A 19,258-nucleotide genomic window follows, 5' to 3' on the forward strand; every position below is an offset into this window, starting at 1 on the left:
GGAAGCGGCAAATCCCAGCAAATGATTGTTTCGCAACCTGGAGTCGGGAAGGTAAGGTGAAGGAGCTTTCGAGAGCTTCTGTCGGGAGCCGATTCTAGAGTCCGCATCCGGAGGGGAGAGGAGGACAAGCGAAGCGATTTATTGAAAGCGGTTGCATGCATTCGAGAACGGCAGCGAAGCGGCATCGGCCGAAATCCTGCATGAATTCAGGAGGGATTCCATTGAAGAAAAGAATCATCCGCTTGGCCTGCGTGGCTCTGGCGGCAGCGCTGCTGCTGACGATCCTGTCCGGCGGAAGGGCCGCCACGATCCATGCTGCCGGCCTGGCGATCTCGAGCGCAGGGGGCTGGAACGAGACGGCCTATGTGGAATGGACGCCGGAGAGCGGGGCGACGGGCTACCAGGTCTACGTCAAGCCGGCCGGCGCCGCCGACGCCCAGTACCGCCAGCTCGACAACGAGCTGATCCGCCGCTACCCGTCCTATTGGCGGGCCGACGCCGTAGGGCTGGCCGCGGGATCGTATGTCCTGAAGGTCGAAGCGCTGCTGTCCGGCGGCGGAAGGACCAGCGTCGTCACCGGCGCGCTGCCGGTAGCGGCCCACGACCGCTCCGGATTCGCTTTTGCCCCGGGCTCGGCCTATGGCACCGGATCGGGCGCCTACAACGAGGACGGCACGCTCCGGGCAGGAGCGAAGGTGCTGTATGTCACCTCTGCGACGGCGCGGACGGTCGAGCTCGATGTCGTCACGAGCAGCTCCGGAGCGGTGCAGAAGGGCATCGGCATCGCCCAGATCATGGAGCTGAGGCAAAAAGGCTACGACAAGACGCCGCTGGCGGTCCGGATCGTCGGACAAATTACGGAGGGCGACATGAGCGGGCAGCTGAACGGCAGCGGCTACCTGCAGGTCAAGGGGAAAGCCGACTACGCCGAGCTGAACCTGACGATCGAAGGCATCGGGAAAGACGCCTCTGCCTACGGCTGGGGACTGCTGCTGCGTTCCGTCGGCAACGTCGAGGTCCGCAACATCGGCTGGATGCTGTTCCCCGACGACGGCATCTCGCTCGACACCGGCAACGCGAACGTGTGGGTGCATCATAACGATCTGTTCTACGGCAAGGCCGGCAGCGATGCCGATCAGGCCAAGGGCGACGGCTCGACCGATCTCAAGAAGGGCTCGACGCACATTACAATCTCGTACAACCACTATTGGGACTCCGGGAAAGCCTCCCTCGTCGGCTTGAGCGAGACGGCGGAATTCTTCGCCACCTTCCACCACAACTGGTTCGATCATTCCGACTCCCGCCATCCGCGCATCCGCGTCGCCTCCGTCCATATCTACAACAACTTCTTCGACGGAATCTCCAAGTACGGCGTAGGCGTGACGACGGGGGCTTCGGCCTTCGTCGAAGCGAACTATTTCCGGCACGCCAAGCATCCGATGCTGAGCTCGCTGCAAGGCACCGACGCGCTTGGAGAAGGCACGTTCTCGGGCGAGAACGGCGGCATGATCAAGGCGTACGGCAACATCGTCGTCGACGCCGAGAGCTTGATCTACGCCAACTCCGACGCGGGCACGGCTCCGGCCCATGCCTCCTCGTTCGACGCTTATCTCGCATCGGCGCGGAGCGAGGCGGTTCCGGCAGCCTACAAGGCGCTCAAGGGCGGCACGCCGTACAACAACTTCGATACCCGGATCGCGACCGGAGCCGACGCCTCCGACGTCGATCCCGCCGGCCAGGTCGAGGCGATCGTGACGGCAGAGGCCGGACGCCTCGGCGGCGGCGACTTCGCGTGGACGTTCAACGATGCGGCGGATGATACGTCCTATGCGGTCCTTGCGCCGCTGATGGCCAAGATCGTCTCGTATCGGACGCAGCTCGTCTCGGTCGGAGGGAACGCGAGCCCGGCCACCCCGACCCCATCTCCGACCGCGAGTCCGACGGCGGCTCCAACGGCTACGCCAACGGCCACGCCGACGCCGACGTCCGGACCGACCGCGACTCCTGGTGCAGGAGTCCGCGTGCATAACTTTACGGCCGACGGCCTGACCAGCTCCTTCTTCGCGATTCAGGGCAGCCTGTCGTCGACGAAGGGCACGGTGATCTACGACGGCCTGACGCTGACGAGCTGCTTGAAGATGGAAAGCTCGACCTCGATCTCGTTCACGGCCGCGACGGCTTCGACGCTGACGCTCGTCTTCAATTCGCCCGACGGGACGAAGGTCAATATCGACGGCGCGGCGCATGCGATGACGAACGGGACCGTCAGCGTCGCCCTGTCCGCGGGCGCGCACAGCATCTCGAAAAACGCGGTCGCCAACCTGTACTACATGAAGCTGGTTCCTTCTTCGTGACGGAAGCCGGCTGCACGAGCATGCCAAAGCCATGGACCGGTTCCGGTCCATGGCTTTTCGGGTATATACTAGATTCAGAAACGGAAAAAGGGAGGCGATAGACATGCAAGAGACGATTCCGCAGCGAGAACTCAACGACGGCCTCAAGGTACCTGCCATCGGGCTTGGCACGTACAGCCTGCGGGGAGCCGAAGGCGCGAAGGCGATCGCCGGGGCGATCGACATCGGCTACCGGCTGCTCGATTCGGCGTTCAACTACGAGAACGAGGGGGCGCTTGGCCAGGCGGTGCGCCTAAGCTCCGTGCCGCGGGAGGAGCTGCGCCTCTGCTCCAAGCTGCCGGGCCGCCGCCATGCCTACAAGGAGGCGCTGCTGACGGTCGAGGAGTCGCTCTATCGATCCGGCCTCGACTATTACGACCTTTATCTGATCCACTGGCCGAATCCGAAGCGGGACCGCTACGTCGAGGCTTGGCAGGCGCTGATCGAGGCGAAGAAAAGAGGGCATGTCCGCTCCATCGGCGTGTGCAACTTCCTGCCGGAGCATCTCGATCGGCTCGTCGCCGAGACGGGCGTCGCCCCGAGCCTGAATCAGGTGGAGCTGCATCCGCTCTTCCAACAGCCGGAGCAGCGGGCCAAGGATGCCGAGCTCGGCATCGTGACGGAGTCGTGGAGCCCGCTCGGCCGCGACCATGACCTCGCCGGGCTGGAGCCGATCCGCAGCATCGCGGAGCAGGTCGGCAAGACGCCGACGCAGGTCGTGCTGCGCTGGCATGTGCAGCTCGGAGCGCTGCCGATTCCCAAAGCCGGCTCGGCCGAGCATCAGCGGGAAAATCTGGCGATCTTCGACTTCGAGCTGTCGGCGCAGCAGATGGAGGCGATCGGTACTCTCCATCGGCCGGACGGATGGCTGTGGGGCCAAGGCCCGGCGGAATACGAGGAATTCTGAGTCAGTGCGGCAGCTTGACGCGGGCGGCAGCGCTGTGTTAAACAGATGATAGCGCTTTCCATCTGTCATGCAACAGCTGCAGAGGCGAGGGAAGCCGGGAACCAACATGCCGACGGAAGGATGGATTCACCATGCCAAGCGGAACGCATCGCAGCGAGGTCAAGGCCAGTCTGGAGCAGGTCCAAGCCTTCATCCGCGATCCCGACCGATGGGAGCCGCTCATGCCGGGCTACATCAAGCACGAGATCGTCAGCGCGCGGGAGTCGGTCTGGACGTTCAAGGCCGATCTGGGCTTCACGAAAAAAGCCGTCGAGCTGAAGCTCGAGCTGGAGGAGGAAGCGGACCCGAGCCGGGTCGCCTTCCGCCTGACCGGCCTCTCCGATCCCGTCGAGGGCAGCGGCAGCTTCGAGGCTGCGGCCGCAGGCGCGGCGGCGAGCCTCGTCGGCAGCCTCGACATCAGCGGCAAGGGGCTCATGGCGATGATGATGAACAGCGTCATGAAGGAGTTCGTGCCGCGCGCGGTCGAGCAGCTGACCGCAGCGACGGCGGCCGCCATCGAGGAGCGGGCGGCAAGCTGACGCGAACGAAGCCGATCGGAAGAAAGAGAAAGACAGCCTGCCCCGATGAGAGGGGCAGGCTGTCTTTTTGCGTTGGAATGGCCGATCGCAAGGGGTCTGCCTGGTCAGCTGCGCTCGAAGGCGACGATCCATTCGCCTTGCGTCTGCGCGTAGCCGACATCGCCCTCGGCGACAAGGCCGTACAGCTTTTTGACGTCGAGGAATTCCTTGCGCTCGCCGTTCTCGAACTCCAACGTGATGTAGTAGTCCGTGCGCGAGGAGCCCGACGTATGGAACTGATTGTCCGGGCCGTGGGAATGGCCGGAGCTATGATGTACTTCCATCCGCTTGGAGACGATGCGGGCGTGGACGGATTCGCGCGGCGAGCTGGCGTTCTGCGCGTAGCGGACGCCGCGCGCGATCATCGTGACGATGACGATGACGAACACGATGCCGATCAGCACCGGCACGAGCGTGAACATGAAGTTGAAGCCGGAGCCGGGACCGGCGACGGGGCCGAAGCCTCCATGCGAACCGAAGCTGGCTGGGGAGCCGAAGTCGATCTCCGGCGAGAAGCCGCTGTCGGGCTCGAAGCTGATGCGGGAGTCCGGTCCGAACTCGGGGCCAAAGCTCATTTCCATCTGCAGCGCCTCCTTTGGGATGATTGCTTCTAGGTGAGACGCAACGAGCAGGAGTGAAGTTTCAGAAATAGTTAAAAATGGATAAATGGAAATCTACACGGCATCTTCACAACCTCTCGGTACAGTAGAGGCAGGGCGAGGCGTCGGCGAAAATGGCCATCCAAGGCACAAATGTGTCTTGGACGGGGTTGGGCAGCGACGGAGTTGGCCAACCAAGGCACAAATGTGCCTTGGATGGGGTTGGGCAGCGATGGATTTGGCCAACCAAGGCACAAATGTGCCTTGGATGGGGTTGGGCAGCGACGGAATTGGCCATCCAAGGCACAAATGTGCCTTGGATGGGGTTGGGTAGCGACGGATTTGGCCAACCAAGGCACAAATGTGCCTTGGATGGCCGGCGGGGCAGTCGTCCGTATCGAGACTAGAGCGGATCGAGTACTGGAACGGCAAGGAAAAGGAGATACTTGCCTCTAGAAGAGCCTAGACAAGAAGCGAAGGAGGCGGCAGAAGCATGAGACGGATCGGAAAAGGACTGGCTGCGGCCGCAGTGCTGGCGGTCGTATTGGCCGGCTGCGGAGCCAAGAACGGAGGACATGAGGCCATGAACGTGGAAAACCACGGAGCGGCGAGCAATGCGGAGGGAAACACGGCGGCGCCGGGCGGGGAAGCGGCGAATTCCGCCCATGAAGGCATGCACCATGGCTCGGACGAGCTCCCGGACGACATGGTGGCGGCGCAAAACCCGGCATTCCCGGTCGGCAGCCGAGCCAAGCTGCAGGCCGGCCATATGCCGGGCATGGAAGGCGCGGAGGCGACGATCGCAGGCGCCTATGCGACGACGGTTTATTCCGTGTCCTACACGCCGACGACCGGCGGGGAACGGGTGACGAACCACGAGTGGGTCGTGCATGAGGAAATCGACGGCGCCGGTTCCGAGCCGTACAAGCCCGGCGACGAGGTCGTGCTGGATGCCGAGCATATGGCCGGCATGGACGGCGCCGTGGCGACGATCGATACGGCGGAGCAGACAACGGTGTACGCCGTGGACTATGTCCCTGTGGACGGCGGCGAGCCCGTCAAGAACCATAGGTGGGTGACGGAGAGCGAGTTGAAGGCGGAGTAGGCTACGGCGAAATGGATTGTATTGCAGCACTCGGCTCTGGGAGGAGCCGAGTGCTGTTTTTGCTAGGATATCCAACCGACACAAGACGCTCAGATGGCCTCTTTCCTTTCTTCTCCAACGTTTCCGGCTTGTCAGAGCTTCCATCTATCTCCTATGATTGAAGAAGCATGGAAGAACGGAGGAAATGTCCGTGAAAGAGGGTTCGCTAAGCGCGCAAACGCTGCGGGGCATACCGGAGCTGAAGTACGTGAACGCCGACAATGTCGTGCGTTATCGCGCGATCATGCGCTTTTTTTATTTGGAATACAAGCGGCTGCGCTACTGGCTGAGGCCGGAAGAGATTTTCGACGCCATGTCCGCCGCGAGCCTTTGGCCTGGCTATACGCTGGAGATGTGCCAGCAGGATCTGGAGCAGCTGGCGCAGTGGCAGAACCTGACGTCGCGGCATGAAGGCGGCCGTTCGTCGACGTTGGAGGAATACTTGAAGAAAAAGCTGCAGTATTGCTTGCGGCCGTACTCCATCGAGATCGAGCGCATGCTCGAATCGCTGGAGAAGGTGACCGGCTACGGCGGATCGCTGGAGGCGAGCCTGTTCGACACGATTGCCGAAAAGCTGTTCGCGATCCGCCTCGATGCGGTCGAGCTGGAGCCGGAGGCCGCTTTGCAGCTATGGAAGTCGCTGTACGAATCGTTCGTCAAGCTGCATGAAAATGCCGCCGACTACATGGCCAGCCTGCACACCGCAAAAGCCGAGGAAATGATGGTGACGGACGCCTTCCTGCTGTTCAAGGAGAAGCTGACCGACTATCTCCAGCATTTCGTACAGGCGCTGCAGCGCAGCTCCTACTCGATTGAAGGACATCTGCTCCAGATCCGCGAGCCGGTCATGGAGCTGTTCCTGGAGCGTGTCGCCGCAGGCGAGCTGAACCGTCCCCGGCTGGAGGACGGGCCAGACAAGGAGGAGCTGCTGGAGGAGCTGCGCCAGGGCTGGGGCAATATCCGGCGCTGGTTCCTTGGCAGCGGCTCCGCGGCGAGCGAGCTGACGATGCTGGAACGGGCGACGAAGGATGCCATCGCCCGCATCGTGCGCAGCGCCATCCGCATCCAGGAGCGCAAGCGCTCCGGGATGAGCCGCAAAAAGGAGCTGGAGCATCTCGCGAGCTGGTTCGCCCGCCTGGAGTCCATCGAGGACGCCCATCGGCTCGGCGCGCATGCGTTCGGCTTGTTCCGCACGCGCCATCTGCAGGGCGAGGATCTCCGCACGACGGACCGCTCCGATCAATCTTCCTGGGAGGAGCAGCCGATGCTGCGCCGGCTGCGTTCCCGCAGCCGCAAGCGCTCCGAGCGCTCCGTGTCGGATTCGGTAACGGATCATGGGGCGCGCAAGCAGCGGGAGCGGGAAGCTTATCAGGCGAGGCAGGCGGAAGAGAGGCGCGGCATCGAACGGATGCTGCGGCTGAAAGAGCTGTCGATCTCCGAGCTGGGGCCGGTGACGGCCCAGGAGCGGATCCGCTTGCTGCAATGGATCGGCCGCTGCATGACGGCAGGAACGAGGCGCAGCTTCGTCACGGCGGAAGGGGTGCGCATCACGCTCCAGAAGCCGGAGCATGGTGAGCGGGCGCTGCTGCAGGCGGAGGATGGAGAGCTCGAAATGGCGGATTATCGGCTGAGCTTCCAGCTGACCGAGGCCGCTTCAAGTGAGCTGGAGCTGGCCGAGAGAGAAGAAGAGGAGGCGAGGCGATGAATCGCGGAGCGGCACGCCGCGCAGCCAAGCGAGAGCGCAGCGCGGAGCAGCTGGCCGAGCGCAAGCAGGAATGCGCGCAGGCTCTGCTCAACCGGCCGTGGGTGTCCAAGGAAGAGGACGCCGAGCTTTATTATGCGGTCAAGGATCATTACGAGGAGCTGAGAGGCTGGTTCATGGACAAGGCGGGCTTGCCGCTGCTGCTGACGCGGACGATGGCCAAGCTGGATAAGGCTCCGGTCGGCGCGCAGCCCTGGATGGGATTCGAGGAGTTCCGCGAGCCGCAGGACTATGTCTTTTTCACCTACGGCCTCTGGTACCTGGAGTCCAAGACGGAGCTCGACCAGTTCCTGCTGTCCGAGATGGTGGAGCAGATCCGCGAGCAGATGATCGCCGGAGGCATGGATGCGGACTGGCGAGTCTACTCGCATCGGCTCTCGATGGCGCGCGCGCTCAAAAAGCTGCGCGTGCTCGGCGTGCTGCTCGGCGTAGACGGCGACGAATCGCTATGGGCGCAGAACGAGGAGCGCAACGTGCTGTATGAATGCTCCCCTGCCGCCCGGTATGTGCTGCGCCGGTTCCCTTGGGACCTGACGGATGCCCGGGAGCTGCGGCAGCTCGAGGATCCGGTCGCGTACGCGGATACGGCCGATGGACAGAACGGACGCATCCGGCACCGGGTGTTCCGCCGGCTGCTGATGGAGCCGCTGGTCGAGGATCGGGACTGGAGCGAGGAGGAGCTGAAGTACGTGCAAGGTCAGCGACGCGCGATTTTGGACCAGCTTGAGAAGACGCTCGGCTGGAACGGACGGCGCTATCGCGAAGGCATGGCCTTTTTCCACCCTGGCCTCACCTCGGAAAGCGAGCTGTTCCCGACGCAAGCCGCCGTCTCCGATCTCGCGCTGCTCGTGTCCGGAGAGCTGCGGCGCCTGAAGGACGAAGGAAGCCTCGAGCCGCAGCCGGATGGGGCGATCCGCTTGACGATGTCCGAGCTGGAGACGATGCTGCTTCGCCTGCGCAAGCAGCATGGAAAGTACTGGAGCAAGGAATGGAGGGAGGATCTGTCCAGCAGCGAGCTGGCCGCCCTGTGCCTGGACCATCTGAAGTCTTGGGGGCTGGCGGAGCGCACGGCGGCAGGAGAGGTCCGAATATCGGCCATCCTTGGGCGATGGCAGGCCGAATATGGGGAGGAGGAGCGGGAATGAGCATCGAAACGCGTCAGAAAGAAAGTGTAGATGAGCAGGAGGACGACGGAAGAGAAAGCAGTTTTCGAGCGGCGGAGGCCGCGGCGGCGCCGTCCTCGGCCCGCTGGCAGATGAACCGGGTCGGCATCCTGAACTTCTGGTATTACGACGAGGAAGAGTTCCAGCTGGAAAATGGCCGCATCATCTTGCGCGGAGCGAACGGCTCCGGCAAGTCGGTCACGATGCAAAGCTTCCTGCCGCTCGTGCTGGACGGCGACAAGCGGGCTCATCGTCTCGATCCGTTCGGATCGAGGGACCGCCGGATCGAGTATTATTTGCTCGGCGAAGAAGAGAGCGGGTCGGTCAAGACCGACTCGACCGGATACTTGTGGATGGAGTTCAAGCATGGCGAGACCGGCTTGCATCGCACGATCGGCATCGGGCTGAGAGCGCGGCGCGGCGGAGCGCAGGTGCAGTTCTGGGGGTTCGCGATCACCGACGGCAGGCGGATCGGACGCGATCTCTGGCTGTATGACCGTCCGGCCTGGCTGGAGGACAAGATCAAGACGCCGCTCGACCGCAAGGAGCTGGAGAAGCTCATCGGCGCAGGCGGGCAGGTCGTCCACGACCAGAAAGCCTATCAGGATCTCGTCAACAAGCAGCTGTTCGGCTTTCCGGACAGCGACGCGTTCCAGGATTTGCTGCAGCTGATGATCCAGCTGCGCAGTCCGAAGCTGTCCAAGGACTTCAAGCCGTCCGCCATCTACCAGATCCTGCATCAGGCGCTGCCGCCTCTGCTCGAGGACGATCTGCGCCCGCTGTCCGAAGTGCTGGAGGACATGGACCAGATCACGGATCGGCTGGACGAGCTGCGCCGGCACCGGGCGAGCGTGGACAAGCTGCAGCAGCGGTATGATTTCTACAACAAGCATCAGCTGCTGGAGCGGTCAGACCGCTATCGCGCCGCGGCGGCGGAGCTGGAGCAGGCGCTGGCCAAGGTGCGGACATGTCAGCAGGAGCTGGACGCCGCCGGGCAGGATCGGGAGGCGGCGGAGTCGAGGCTGGCCGCGCTGCAGGATCAGGTCCGCACGCTGAACGCGGAGCGCGAGCTGCTGGGCCGGCATGAAGCGATCGGCAAGCAGCAGGAGTACGAGAAGGCGCAGGAGATGCTGGAGGATCTGGAGCGCCAGCTGGCTCGGGCCAGGGAGTCGCTGCGCAAGGCAGGAGCCCGGGAGGACCAGCTGCGGCGCGAGCAGGAGGCGCGGCAAGCGGATCTGCAGCGGCTCGGCGGAGGGCAGCTCGAGCTGCTGGATGAGCTCGAGGCGCTGGCCGGCGAGTTGGAGTTCCAGGAGCATGCGGTCTATCACCGCTATTGGATGCCGGATGTTCCGGCCGGGGATGCATGGCGCGAGCCCTGGCGCCGGGATCTGAGGCAGCATCGTCAGCGCATCGAGCAGGCGCTTGCCCGGGCGATCCAGGAGCGGGAAGCGGGAGCGGCCGCCAGGGACCGGGAGATCGAGCTGGGCGAAGCGAGCCGCAGTCGCGACGAAGCGGAGCGGATTCGGGGAGATCGCGGACGGAAGCTCGACGAGGCCAGAGAAGAGCTGAGAAATGAGCTGGCGATCTGGGCCGGCCGGCTGCAGGTTCTCCCGTTCGACGAGGCGTCGCTGCGGGCGGCGCTGGAAGCCGTCAGCGAGTACAGCGAGGAAAGCAGCTCGCTGGAGCCGCTGCGCGCGCCGCTGGCCGCCGCCTATGACGGGGAGCGCGAGCGTCTCGTCTCGGCGCGGCTGGAGCTGGAGAGGGAAAGCCGCCAGCTGGCCGCAGATCGCGAGCAGCTGGTCATGGAGAAGCGGCGCTGGGAGCAGAGCCGGGAGCCGGAGCCGCCTCGCAGCGAGGCGCGCAGCCGCTTTAGGTCCCGGCTGGCGGGCGAGATCGCCGGAGCTCCGCTTTATGCAGCTTGCGACTTTGCCTCGGGCCTGACGGAAGAGGCGCGGGCACGCATCGAGGAAGCGCTGGAAAAAAGCGGGCTGCTCGATGCCTGGATCGCGCCGGACGGGCGGATCGAAGCGGCGGCTGCCGGCGAGGAAGAGAGCTGGCTGGCTCCGGTTCCGTACGAGTTCGGCTATACGCTGGCCGATGTGCTGGTCGCGGATCCGCCGGAGGGCAGCGGTCTGAGCGCCGAGCGGATTCGGCAGGTGCTGCGCAGCTTCCTGTGGGACGAGAGCGGCGCGGCGGGCGACGGCGATTGGGGAGGCGCGATCGGAGCCGACGGCTCGTATCGTCTCGGTCCGTTGTCCGGGCGGTCCGCCGTGAAGGAGCGGGCCGAATATATCGGCCGGGAGACGCGCAAGCGGACGAGGCTGCTGGAGATCGCCCGCCTCCAGCAGGAGATCTCGGAGCTGGACGGACAGCTTGCGGCTGCGGCGGCAAGGCTGGCAGCCGCGGCGGAGGCCGAGAGCAGGCTGGCGCAGGAGCGCGACGCCTACCCGTCTCCATCCATGATGGAAGCGGCGCGCAAGGAGCTGGAGGCAGCGGGGCATCGGCTGGCGGCAGCGCTGCATCAGGAGCAGCGGGCGCTCGAGCGGTTCAAGGCCAAGGCGGAGGAGTGGCATCGGCTGCAGCGGGAGCTCGCCGAAGCGACGGCAGACTGGAGCCGGCTGAAGCGGGAGCCCGAGCTAGCCGCGGCGCTGCGCTCGGCAGCGGACTACGAGGCGCAGCTGTCCGAGCTTGCCTCGCTCTGGAAAGAGCATGAGGGAACGGCGCGCGCGTTGGAACGCCTGTCCGAGGAGATCGCCTCCGCTGGACAGGAACGGGAGGATCTGCTGCAGCTCGAAGACGAGCTCGATCTCCGCCGCCGCGACCAGCAGGCGCAGACCGATGCGCTGAAGAGGCTGATCGAGGAGCTGGGGCTGGCCGATGTGTCCAGGCGGCTGGAGGAGCTGCGCCAGCAGCTGCAAGCGCTGTTCCGGTCCGTACGCGACGAGGAGGCGGCCGTGGATCGGGCCAAGGGCGAAGCGGCGCGCGCGGATGCCCGGCTGGTCCTGCTGCGGGAGCAGCAGCAGGAGCGCGAGCATGCGGCTAGGCAGACGAGCGGGCAGCTGGAGCAGGAGATGGAGCTCGGGCTCGCCGGAGACTGGAAATCGCAGCTGCATCAGGCGCGCGCTGCCGGCAAGCCTGCGCTCGGACGGCTGGCGGCGGAGGTGAGGAGCGAGTACGCCGGGCTGTTCGAGAACCGCAACGTCGACAACATTACGAATCGCCTGCTGGAAGAGATGTCGGCGGCGCGGACGCAGCTGACCGATTATGTGCTGGAGCTGGCTGTCGACGAGCGAAGCGGCCGATTCATGGTCTGGTCGATGCGCAACCCGCAGCAGCCGCTCGCTCCGCAGCGTCTGCTGCAGGAGCTGGAGGAGCTGGAGGCGGAGCAGGACGCGCTGCTCAGCGAGAAGGATCGCGTGCTGTTCGAGGACATCATCCTGTCCAGCGTCGGCAAGGCGATCCGCCAGCGCATCCATCGGGCCGAGCAATGGGTGCGCGAGATGAACCGCCTCATGGAAGCGCGCGAGACTTCCAGCGGCCTCAGGCTGCGCCTGGAATGGGGGCCGAAAAGCGCCGCTACGGAGGAGCAGCTCGACGTCCATGATCTGGTCGAGCTGCTCAAGCGCGATTCGCAGCGGCTGCGGGAGGATGAGATCGAAGCGATGATCCGCCACTTCCGGGAGCAGATCCGCCTGGCCAAGGAAACGGCTCAGAACGAGCAGGAATCGCTGCGGCTGCATCTTTACCGCATCCTCGATTACCGGAACTGGTTCGAGTTCGGACTGAAGTCCAAAAAAGGAACCCAAGCCGCCTATCGCCCGCTGACCGATGCCCGATTCAACGTCCTGAGCGGCGGAGAAAAAGCGATGGCGATGTACATCCCGCTGTTTGCGGCAGCCTGGTCGCGCTATTCGGATGCCCGTGAGGATGCGCCGAGGCTCATTTCACTGGACGAGGCTTTCGCCGGCGTCGACGAGGAGAACATGCGCGACATGTTCAAGCTGCTGACGGATATGGGCTTCGACTTCATGATGACCTCGCAGGTGCTGTGGGGCTGCTACGATACGGTTCCGCAGCTGGCGATCTATGAGATTTCCCGTCCGAAGGATGTCGACTTCGTCACGTTGTTCCACTATCGATGGAACGGCAAGCGCAGGACGTATGTCGAGGCGGATGAGCCGTCGTGACGCAAGGACAGGCCGAACAAGAGGCGAGGGCGTATTTCCTGCGGCCCGGCATGAATCGATTGCTGCAGGCGATCTGGAAGCGGTACGAGGGCCTGGGGCGGATCGGCGGCAAGGCGGTCGTGCCGAAGCTGAGGCCGGAAGAGTGCGAAGCGCTGAATGGATTCTTCGGAACGTATTACAGGCCGGGGGAAAAAGCCGAAATCAGCCTGAGTGAGATGGAGCTCGAGCTTCGCCGCTCCGTGTTTGAATGCGGCCTGGAAGAGCTTTATCAGCGTCTTTACGGAGAGCCTTTGCTTAGCCGTTCAGATAGGAAACGGATGAGCCAGCAAAATTGGCAGGCTCTGTTCACCGCGGCTGAGCGCCGGCTGTATGCAGAAGGCTTGCTGCCCCCGCCTTTCGTCGAGGAATGGTGGCTCATGCTGAGAAGCGGGAAAGGGATGGGCTATCGAACGTTGAAAGAACTGTGGGACCGGGGAGAAGCGGAGGCTTCGGAAGCGCTGCTGCACGCCACGCTGGCATGGTGCCGATTAAGCGGCGAGGAGGAGCGAGGGGCGAGGCGGCCGATCCGAAAGCCCGTGCTGGCGGCGGAAGTGTCGGGCAACCCGCATGCGCTCGATCGGGATCAGCCGGCCGGCCGCCTGTTTTTCCAGGCCCTGCTGTCGATGCCGGCTCCAAGCGGCCATTCAGAGAGGGCAGCTCGCGAGGCGGATCAGGCTTCACTTGTCGTTAGGGAAGGGGCGGAGGACTCGACTCTGGAAGCTGCGGATAGGCAGGAAGAACCCCCGCTCGAGCGGATGGTTCGCGAGGCCGCCAAAGGGTTGGATACGCTGGCCGCGCGCGAAGTCTACCGAAGCTGGGGAGTGCTCGACGACGACTTCTCGTCCTACGTCCATCTGTATAGGCAAGGATCAGATCCGTCAGCCCAGTCGGGCCATCATGCCGTTTGGACGCTGGCTCATGTAGAAGAAGCGAGAATCCTTCCGCTCGTCTCGGAGCTGTTCGTGGTGGAGAATCCGGCCGTTTATGCCGCCTTGATCGATGAGCGTAGGAACGGAGCCGTCATCGGGAACGCAGGGGCGAGGAGCGGCAGTCCGCTGCTGCTCTGTACGAGCGGGCCGGCAAGCGCTGCCGCGCTGCGGCTGATGGACCGGCTCGTGGAGTCCGGCAGGCTGAGCGGCATGATCCGCTACTCCGGCGATTATGATGGGAAAGGAATCGTCATGGCCAATGTGCTCTGCCGACGGTATCGGGAGCGCTTCCGGCCCTGGCGTTTCGATCGCGAGACGTATGCGGATTCGCTTGCGCAAGGGAAGCTGGCTGCCCGCGGCCTCCATTTTTCGCCGGAAGAGTGCCGGCAGCTTTCCAAATTGCGGGCAGAGTGGCAGCCGGATCTGACCGCCAGGCTGCTGCAATCGAAGAGGAAGCTGTTTCAGGAAGAGCTGCTCGATCTGCTCGTCTCGGATTGGATGGAGGCATTCAACCCGAATGCATGACAATGAAAGGAGAGAGGGTCTATCGTCGCCTTTCTGATCATCCTGTCGGTCGTTGTCGTCATCGTGTACGCCTCGATGCTGGGCACCTATCTCCCGCAGGCCGCCTATCGCCATGGCATGCGGTTCGCGGTGGCGCTTCCTCCGGAAGCGGCGTCGCATCCCGAGCTGGAGGCGGCGAGCGCCCGCTTCCGGCGCGAGATGAAGACCGCCGCGCTCGGCATGGCGCTGGCGCTGATCCCGCTCTACGCGCTCTATGACTGGATTGCCTTCCAGTCCCTCTACTTCGTGGCTTGGCTGCTCGCCTTCGTCCTGCTGCTCGTCCGGCCGTTCCGCCGCGCGTTCCGGACGACGTTGGCGCTCAAGCGCCGCGAAGGCTGGTCCGCTCCGACGGCAAGGCCCGGCAAGCCGGAGGAAGAGGACGAATGGTGGGCGAACGGGTTCACCTATCATAATCCGCATGATTCGGCCGTATTCGTCGCCAAGCGGGTCGGCATCGGGATGACGGTGAACTCGGCGTCGCGCGGCGGCAAGTGGTTCCTCGGCGTGACGCTGGGGCTCGCAGCGGCGGTGCTCGGCCTCGCCTGCGCCCTGCTGCTCGTGTCCGAGCTCGTCTCGCCGAAGCTGGAGCTGGCGGAGAAGCAGGTGCGCATCGACTATCCGCTGCACTCCGCCTCCTTTGACCTCGGCGAGGTCGCCGAGCTGAGCCTGACGGACGAGATTCCGCGAGGAGCCAAGCTCAGCGGGGAAGCGACGGGCAAGGTGCTGAGAGGCAGCTTCCGGCTGAGGGAGCTCGGCAAGGCGCAGCTGTTCGTCTATCGCGACCGCCCGCCGTACATCCGCTTTCGGCTGGATGGCCGCTATGTGTACTACAATGAAGAGGATCCCGCGCGGACGCGGGAGCTGTACGAGCGGCTGCAGGGCAGCCGCTGATCCAGGCTCGCGCCGCCGCAATTCCCGCAGCGGCGGCAGCGCCGCCTCCGCAAAGCCGCAAACCCGCGCCATGGCGCGGGTTTGCGGCTTTTTTTCGGTTCTTTTCCGCAAGCCGTTTGTGGAATGACGAAGCCTCGTTTTCGGTGTGAAATGGAAAAAGATCGCTTATAGTGAAATCAAGGGAAACAACGACAGCACGAACCGGAAGCGGGCAACGGAACGAAGAGACGACGAGGGCGAGGAGGAGACGGCATGCAGGGATTTTCATTCGGAAGCGGATTGACGCTGGTCCATCTGGAGGCGAGCTCGCCGAGGCTGTTCGCAGCGACGGACCAGCTGGACTGCCGGTACGTGAGGGCCTACTTCAGGCAGCAGGGCACGCCGACGGCGCAGTACATCCAGGCCAGCCTGGCCGGATTGTACGAGACGGCCGAGGATCTGCTCTCGCTCGGCAACGATGCCGTCGCCTTCCACGTCACTCCGGCCTCCTACCGTCTCTGCCGGGAGCTGAGCGGGACGCTCGGAGCCCTGGACGGCTCGCTCCGGATCTTCTGGTTCGGCGAATGGGCGGCCGAGCTGCCGGACGGCTCGCTGCCGGACGCGGTGGAGCGGCTCGTCCGCTCGGAGCCCGAACGCGTCCTGCACCGGCTGCTGGAGCCGGACGCGCCGAGCGAGGAAGCGGACGAGGCCGACGCGCTCGACGCCATCGCCGGGGTATGGGAGGATGCGGCGTCCATGCGGCAGGCTCCGCTGCTGGCGGTCAAGGCGGCGGATCGCCTCGGAGGCGATGCGGCCCCGGGCGGCATCCGGCTGCATTCGCCGGAGCGGCTGCTCCGCGACATTCGGCTCGCGGCCGCCGCTTCCCGCCAGATGCGGCCGGAGCTGCAGCTGCTCGGCTACGAGGCGGCGACTGCCGACGAGGCGCGGGAGGCCGCTGTCGCCGAAGCGCTGGAGGCGTGCCGAGCAAGCGCGACCTGGTCGGCGGAGCTGACGCTGGAGCGCTGGCGGAGAGGCGGCGCCGCCCGCCTCGCGGAGCTGGGCGCCAGCACGCTGACGCTGCGGCTGCCGGACAGCTTGGCCGAGGCGGAGCCTTTTCTGGCCGACATGCTGCGGGAGCTGAGGATCGCCTACCCGGACCTGCGGCTGCGCATCGTGCTGGAGACAGCGCCTGGCAGCACGGAGTCGGGGGCGCGGCGGGTCGCCGGGCAGCTCAGACAGTGCCTGGACGAAGGACTGCTCGCCCGGGATGCGATCGCTGCTGCCGTCCCGGCTGCCGCCGGCGCGCAAGCCCGCACGCTGCTGCCGTCTCCGCTGGAGGAGCTGGCGCGCGAGCGATTCGGCTCCAGCCCGGAGACGGCGCTTGTGAACGGCTTTCTCGCCTTCATGACCGGGCACTATCCGGCCCATGTCCTCGGGGGCGGCGCGAAGCATATCGGCGTCGGCGAGGACGGCTGGAGGCCCGAGACGATTCGACGCATAGGCGAGCACTCCGCCCTCAACAGCGCCGTCTTCTTCGAACAAAACCAAGCATGCGGGGAAGAAAACTCGAATTCTGTCGAGCCCCCGATCTTCTATGACCAGGACGGCAAGTGGAAGCGGCTCGACCGCCGCTTCGATCAGGCGAGCAGCGAGGCGGAGCGCGAGGGAACCTATCTCTCCAACGCCAACCGGCTGGAACGCTTGGGCGGCGGCCGCTGGCAGCTTCAGCTGAACGACTTCCTGCTGGCCGAGCCGATCTCGCTGCTGCGCCAGCGCTACGAGGAAGCCGCAGCCGAGGAAGGCGCCGATGCTTCTGCGGACTTCCGGCTGCTGGACATCCGCAGCGAGCGCGACCTCGACCGGTTCCTGGAGGACGTCGACGCGTTCAGCCGCACGGGACGCTTCGCGCATGGCTACGAGGTCCAGTCGTACGTAACGGACAGCTGCCGCTGGTCGGCGGCGGGCGCCTGCTCGGCCCGCAAGCTGCCGAGGCTGTTCGCGGACGGGGAGGGCGATGTCGCCGCCTGCCGGGGCTGCGCGCCGATCGGCCATCTGGACGATACGCCCGACCAGCTGCTCATGCAGGCCGCGGTGCTGTCCGATCAGGAGCAGCTGCTGCGCGGATGCGCTTCCTGCGAGATTCGATCGACCTGCTCCCAGTGCGCGTTCCTGCCGTCCTACATGACGGCGGCGCAGTACTGCTCCATCCGCCGCAAGCATGTCATGCTGCATCGCTACATGCAGGTGGTCCAGCTCGTCAAGGGACTCCGCCGCCATACGCAGGCGCTGTCCGCGCTGGACGCCGAGACGCTGCTCGTCTCGCTGCCGACCTGCACGCATTACTACCCGCTGGCCGGAGGCGCCGAGCGTCCCTCGCTCGTCAGCGAGGCGGTCTTTCTCCTGACGACGGACGGCACGCCGGTGCTCTACCAGGCTGTCAGCCAAAAGGTGCTCAAGCTGAGCGAGCCGATGGCGCTGCTGCTCGAAGGGCTCATGGTCGGCGCGACCGAAGCCGAGCTGGCCGGCGCGCTGCAAGCGGCGTACGGCACGGAGCCGTCCTACGCGGCGGCCGCCGTCAGCCAGGCGATCGAGCTGTTCAGCCGCCAAGGCTGCCTCAATCTGCCCGCACGGGCATCGTGAACGAAAGGAGATCCGCTATGCTGACACCTGCACCTGCACCTGCATCTGCGCCCGAGTCTGCGCCGGCGCCTGCATCCGTCCCTGCGCCGGGAAGCGCCGCCGCTCCGGCGGCTCCGCTGCCGCCGCCCGGCTACCCGATCGTCCATCCGCTCAAGGATGTCCGTCTGGGCGAAGCCTTCCCCTCCTTCGCGGCCGGCGAGGGCATCTACGTCCAGGACACGAACGGCAAGACGTACATCGACGGCATCAGCGGGCTCTGGAACGTCTCGCTCGGCTATCGGCATCCCGGCATCCGCCAGGCGATCGTCGACCAGCTCGACCGGCTGCCTTATGTCAACCCTGTCGACGGAGCGAACCCGACGACGCTCGCCTTTGCCGAGACGCTGCTGCGCCTGACGCCGCCGGCGCTGGCCAAGGTCGCGTACACCTGCACCGGCTCGGAGTCGGTGGAGCTGGCAATCAAGCTCATCCGCAAGTTCCATCAGCTGTCGGGCCGTCCGGAACGCACGCTCATCGCGGTGCTCGACAAGTCCTATCACGGCACGTACTACGGCTCGATGAGCGCGAGCGGCATCGACCAGGAGATCTCGGAGAGCTACGGCCCCCGAGTGCCCGGCTTCCGGTTCCATCCGGTGCCGCTCGGCGACGACGGCAAGCCCGCCGTGCTGGAGGGCGAGCTGCTGGAGCGCCGGCTGGCGGAGCTGGAGCGGCTGTTCGAGGAAGAGGAGGGCCGCCTCGGCGGCATCATCCTCGAGCCGATCATCGGCTCGGGCGGCATCCTGCCGCTGCCGGACCGCTACCTGCGGCGGGTCCGCGAGCTGTGCGACCGCTCCGGCGCGCTGCTCGCCTTCGACGAGGTGGCGACGGGCATGGGACGCACGGGACGCATGTTCGCCTTCGAGCACAGCGGCGCGGCGCCGGACATCCTCTGCCTGTCGAAGGGCATCAACAGCGGCTATCTGCCGCTCGGCGCGACGCTGTTCAGCGACGCGATCTACCAGGCGTTCGCCCGGGCCGGATCGCATATCGAGCATCTGTCGACGCAGAACGGCAATCCGATCGCCTGCGCCGCCGGCCTCGCGACTGTTGAGGCGCTGGAGCGGCCCGGCCTGCTGGCGGAGGTGACCCGCAAGGGCGAGCTGCTCCGCCGCCTGCTGGAGGAAGCGCTGGCCGCGAATCCGATGTTCCTCGAGACGCGGGGCAAAGGGCTCATGATCGGCGTCGCCCTGACCTCGGACCGCTCGGCCCGGGCGCTGCTCGATCCGGACCGCTTGCGGGAGGTCGTCGCCCGGCTGAGGCAGCGCGGCCTGCTCGTCTACCCGATCCACACGCCCGGCGTGACGACCGGCTTCCACCTGTTCCCTCCGCTGATCATCGAGGACGGCGAGATCCGCAAGATCGTCCAGATCGTCGCCCGCTCGCTGGGAGGGAGGTGAGAGCGAGC

At 65.3% G+C, this 19,258-nt stretch carries 12 protein-coding genes; 11 read left to right on the top strand and 1 reads right to left on the bottom strand.

The annotated features are described in order from the left end of the window. The first annotated feature begins 221 nt into the window (after positions 1-221). From B8V81_RS11030 to B8V81_RS11040, 3 genes are all read left to right on the top strand, one after another. Positions 222-2,354, top strand: coding sequence for a pectate lyase family protein (locus B8V81_RS11030; RefSeq protein ID WP_244912752.1), 2,133 nt, complete (start codon positions 222-224; stop codon positions 2,352-2,354). A 103-nt stretch (positions 2,355-2,457) separates the two neighbouring features. Next, positions 2,458-3,300 carry an aldo/keto reductase gene (locus B8V81_RS11035; RefSeq protein WP_101808376.1) on the top strand — a complete coding sequence of 281 codons (843 nt, stop codon included), beginning with the start codon at positions 2,458-2,460 and terminating at the stop codon, positions 3,298-3,300. A gap of 131 nt (positions 3,301-3,431) precedes the next feature. Beyond that, positions 3,432-3,878, top strand: coding sequence for an SRPBCC family protein (locus B8V81_RS11040; protein ID WP_028599316.1), 447 nt, complete (start codon positions 3,432-3,434; stop codon positions 3,876-3,878). Between the two features lie 104 nt (positions 3,879-3,982). Here the strand turns inward: B8V81_RS11040 and B8V81_RS11045 are convergent, their stop codons facing one another. Further along, a complete protein-coding gene (locus B8V81_RS11045) occupies positions 3,983-4,339 on the bottom strand; it encodes a DUF2500 domain-containing protein (RefSeq protein WP_101809388.1) in 357 nt (118 codons plus the stop codon). A 670-nt stretch (positions 4,340-5,009) separates the two neighbouring features. On the opposite strand from B8V81_RS11045, the gene B8V81_RS11050 reads away from it, so the two are divergent. The 8 genes from B8V81_RS11050 to mpaD all read left to right on the top strand — a co-directional run bounded on the left by B8V81_RS11050 (position 5,010) and on the right by mpaD (position 19,250). Further along, a complete protein-coding gene (locus B8V81_RS11050; RefSeq protein ID WP_028599318.1) occupies positions 5,010-5,621 on the top strand; it encodes a YdhK family protein in 612 nt (203 codons plus the stop codon). Positions 5,622-5,811: 190 nt separating this feature from the next. After that, positions 5,812-7,365 carry a TIGR02677 family protein gene (locus B8V81_RS11055; protein WP_028599319.1) on the top strand — a complete coding sequence of 518 codons (1,554 nt, stop codon included), beginning with the start codon at positions 5,812-5,814 and terminating at the stop codon, positions 7,363-7,365. Next, entirely contained in the window at positions 7,362-8,567 is a 1,206-nt protein-coding gene (locus tag B8V81_RS11060) for a TIGR02678 family protein (protein ID WP_101808377.1), read from the top strand. Before B8V81_RS11055 ends, B8V81_RS11060 begins: the two co-directional genes overlap by 4 nt. Next, on the top strand, positions 8,564-12,772 hold the full coding sequence (locus B8V81_RS11065) for a TIGR02680 family protein (RefSeq protein WP_101808378.1): 4,209 nt from the start codon (positions 8,564-8,566) through the stop codon (positions 12,770-12,772). The genes B8V81_RS11060 and B8V81_RS11065 overlap by 4 nt, the downstream gene beginning before the upstream one ends. Beyond that, positions 12,769-14,265, top strand: coding sequence for a TIGR02679 domain-containing protein (locus B8V81_RS11070; RefSeq protein WP_101808379.1), 1,497 nt, complete (start codon positions 12,769-12,771; stop codon positions 14,263-14,265). The genes B8V81_RS11065 and B8V81_RS11070 overlap by 4 nt, the downstream gene beginning before the upstream one ends. Positions 14,266-14,328: 63 nt before the next feature. Then, a complete protein-coding gene (locus B8V81_RS11075; RefSeq protein WP_240479034.1) occupies positions 14,329-15,195 on the top strand; it encodes a DUF5808 domain-containing protein in 867 nt (288 codons plus the stop codon). Between the two features lie 252 nt (positions 15,196-15,447). Beyond that, a complete protein-coding gene (locus tag B8V81_RS11080) occupies positions 15,448-17,814 on the top strand; it encodes a hypothetical protein (RefSeq protein WP_028599324.1) in 2,367 nt (788 codons plus the stop codon). A gap of 17 nt (positions 17,815-17,831) precedes the next feature. Continuing rightward, complete coding sequence (gene mpaD, locus B8V81_RS11085; RefSeq protein WP_101808380.1) at positions 17,832-19,250, top strand: daptide-type RiPP biosynthesis aminotransferase; 1,419 nt, start codon at positions 17,832-17,834, stop codon at positions 19,248-19,250. Positions 19,251-19,258 lie beyond the last annotated feature (8 nt).

The sequence above is a fragment of the Paenibacillus pasadenensis genome, from assembly GCF_002864175.1.
Classification (GTDB): domain Bacteria; phylum Bacillota; class Bacilli; order Paenibacillales; family Paenibacillaceae; genus Paenibacillus_O; species Paenibacillus_O pasadenensis.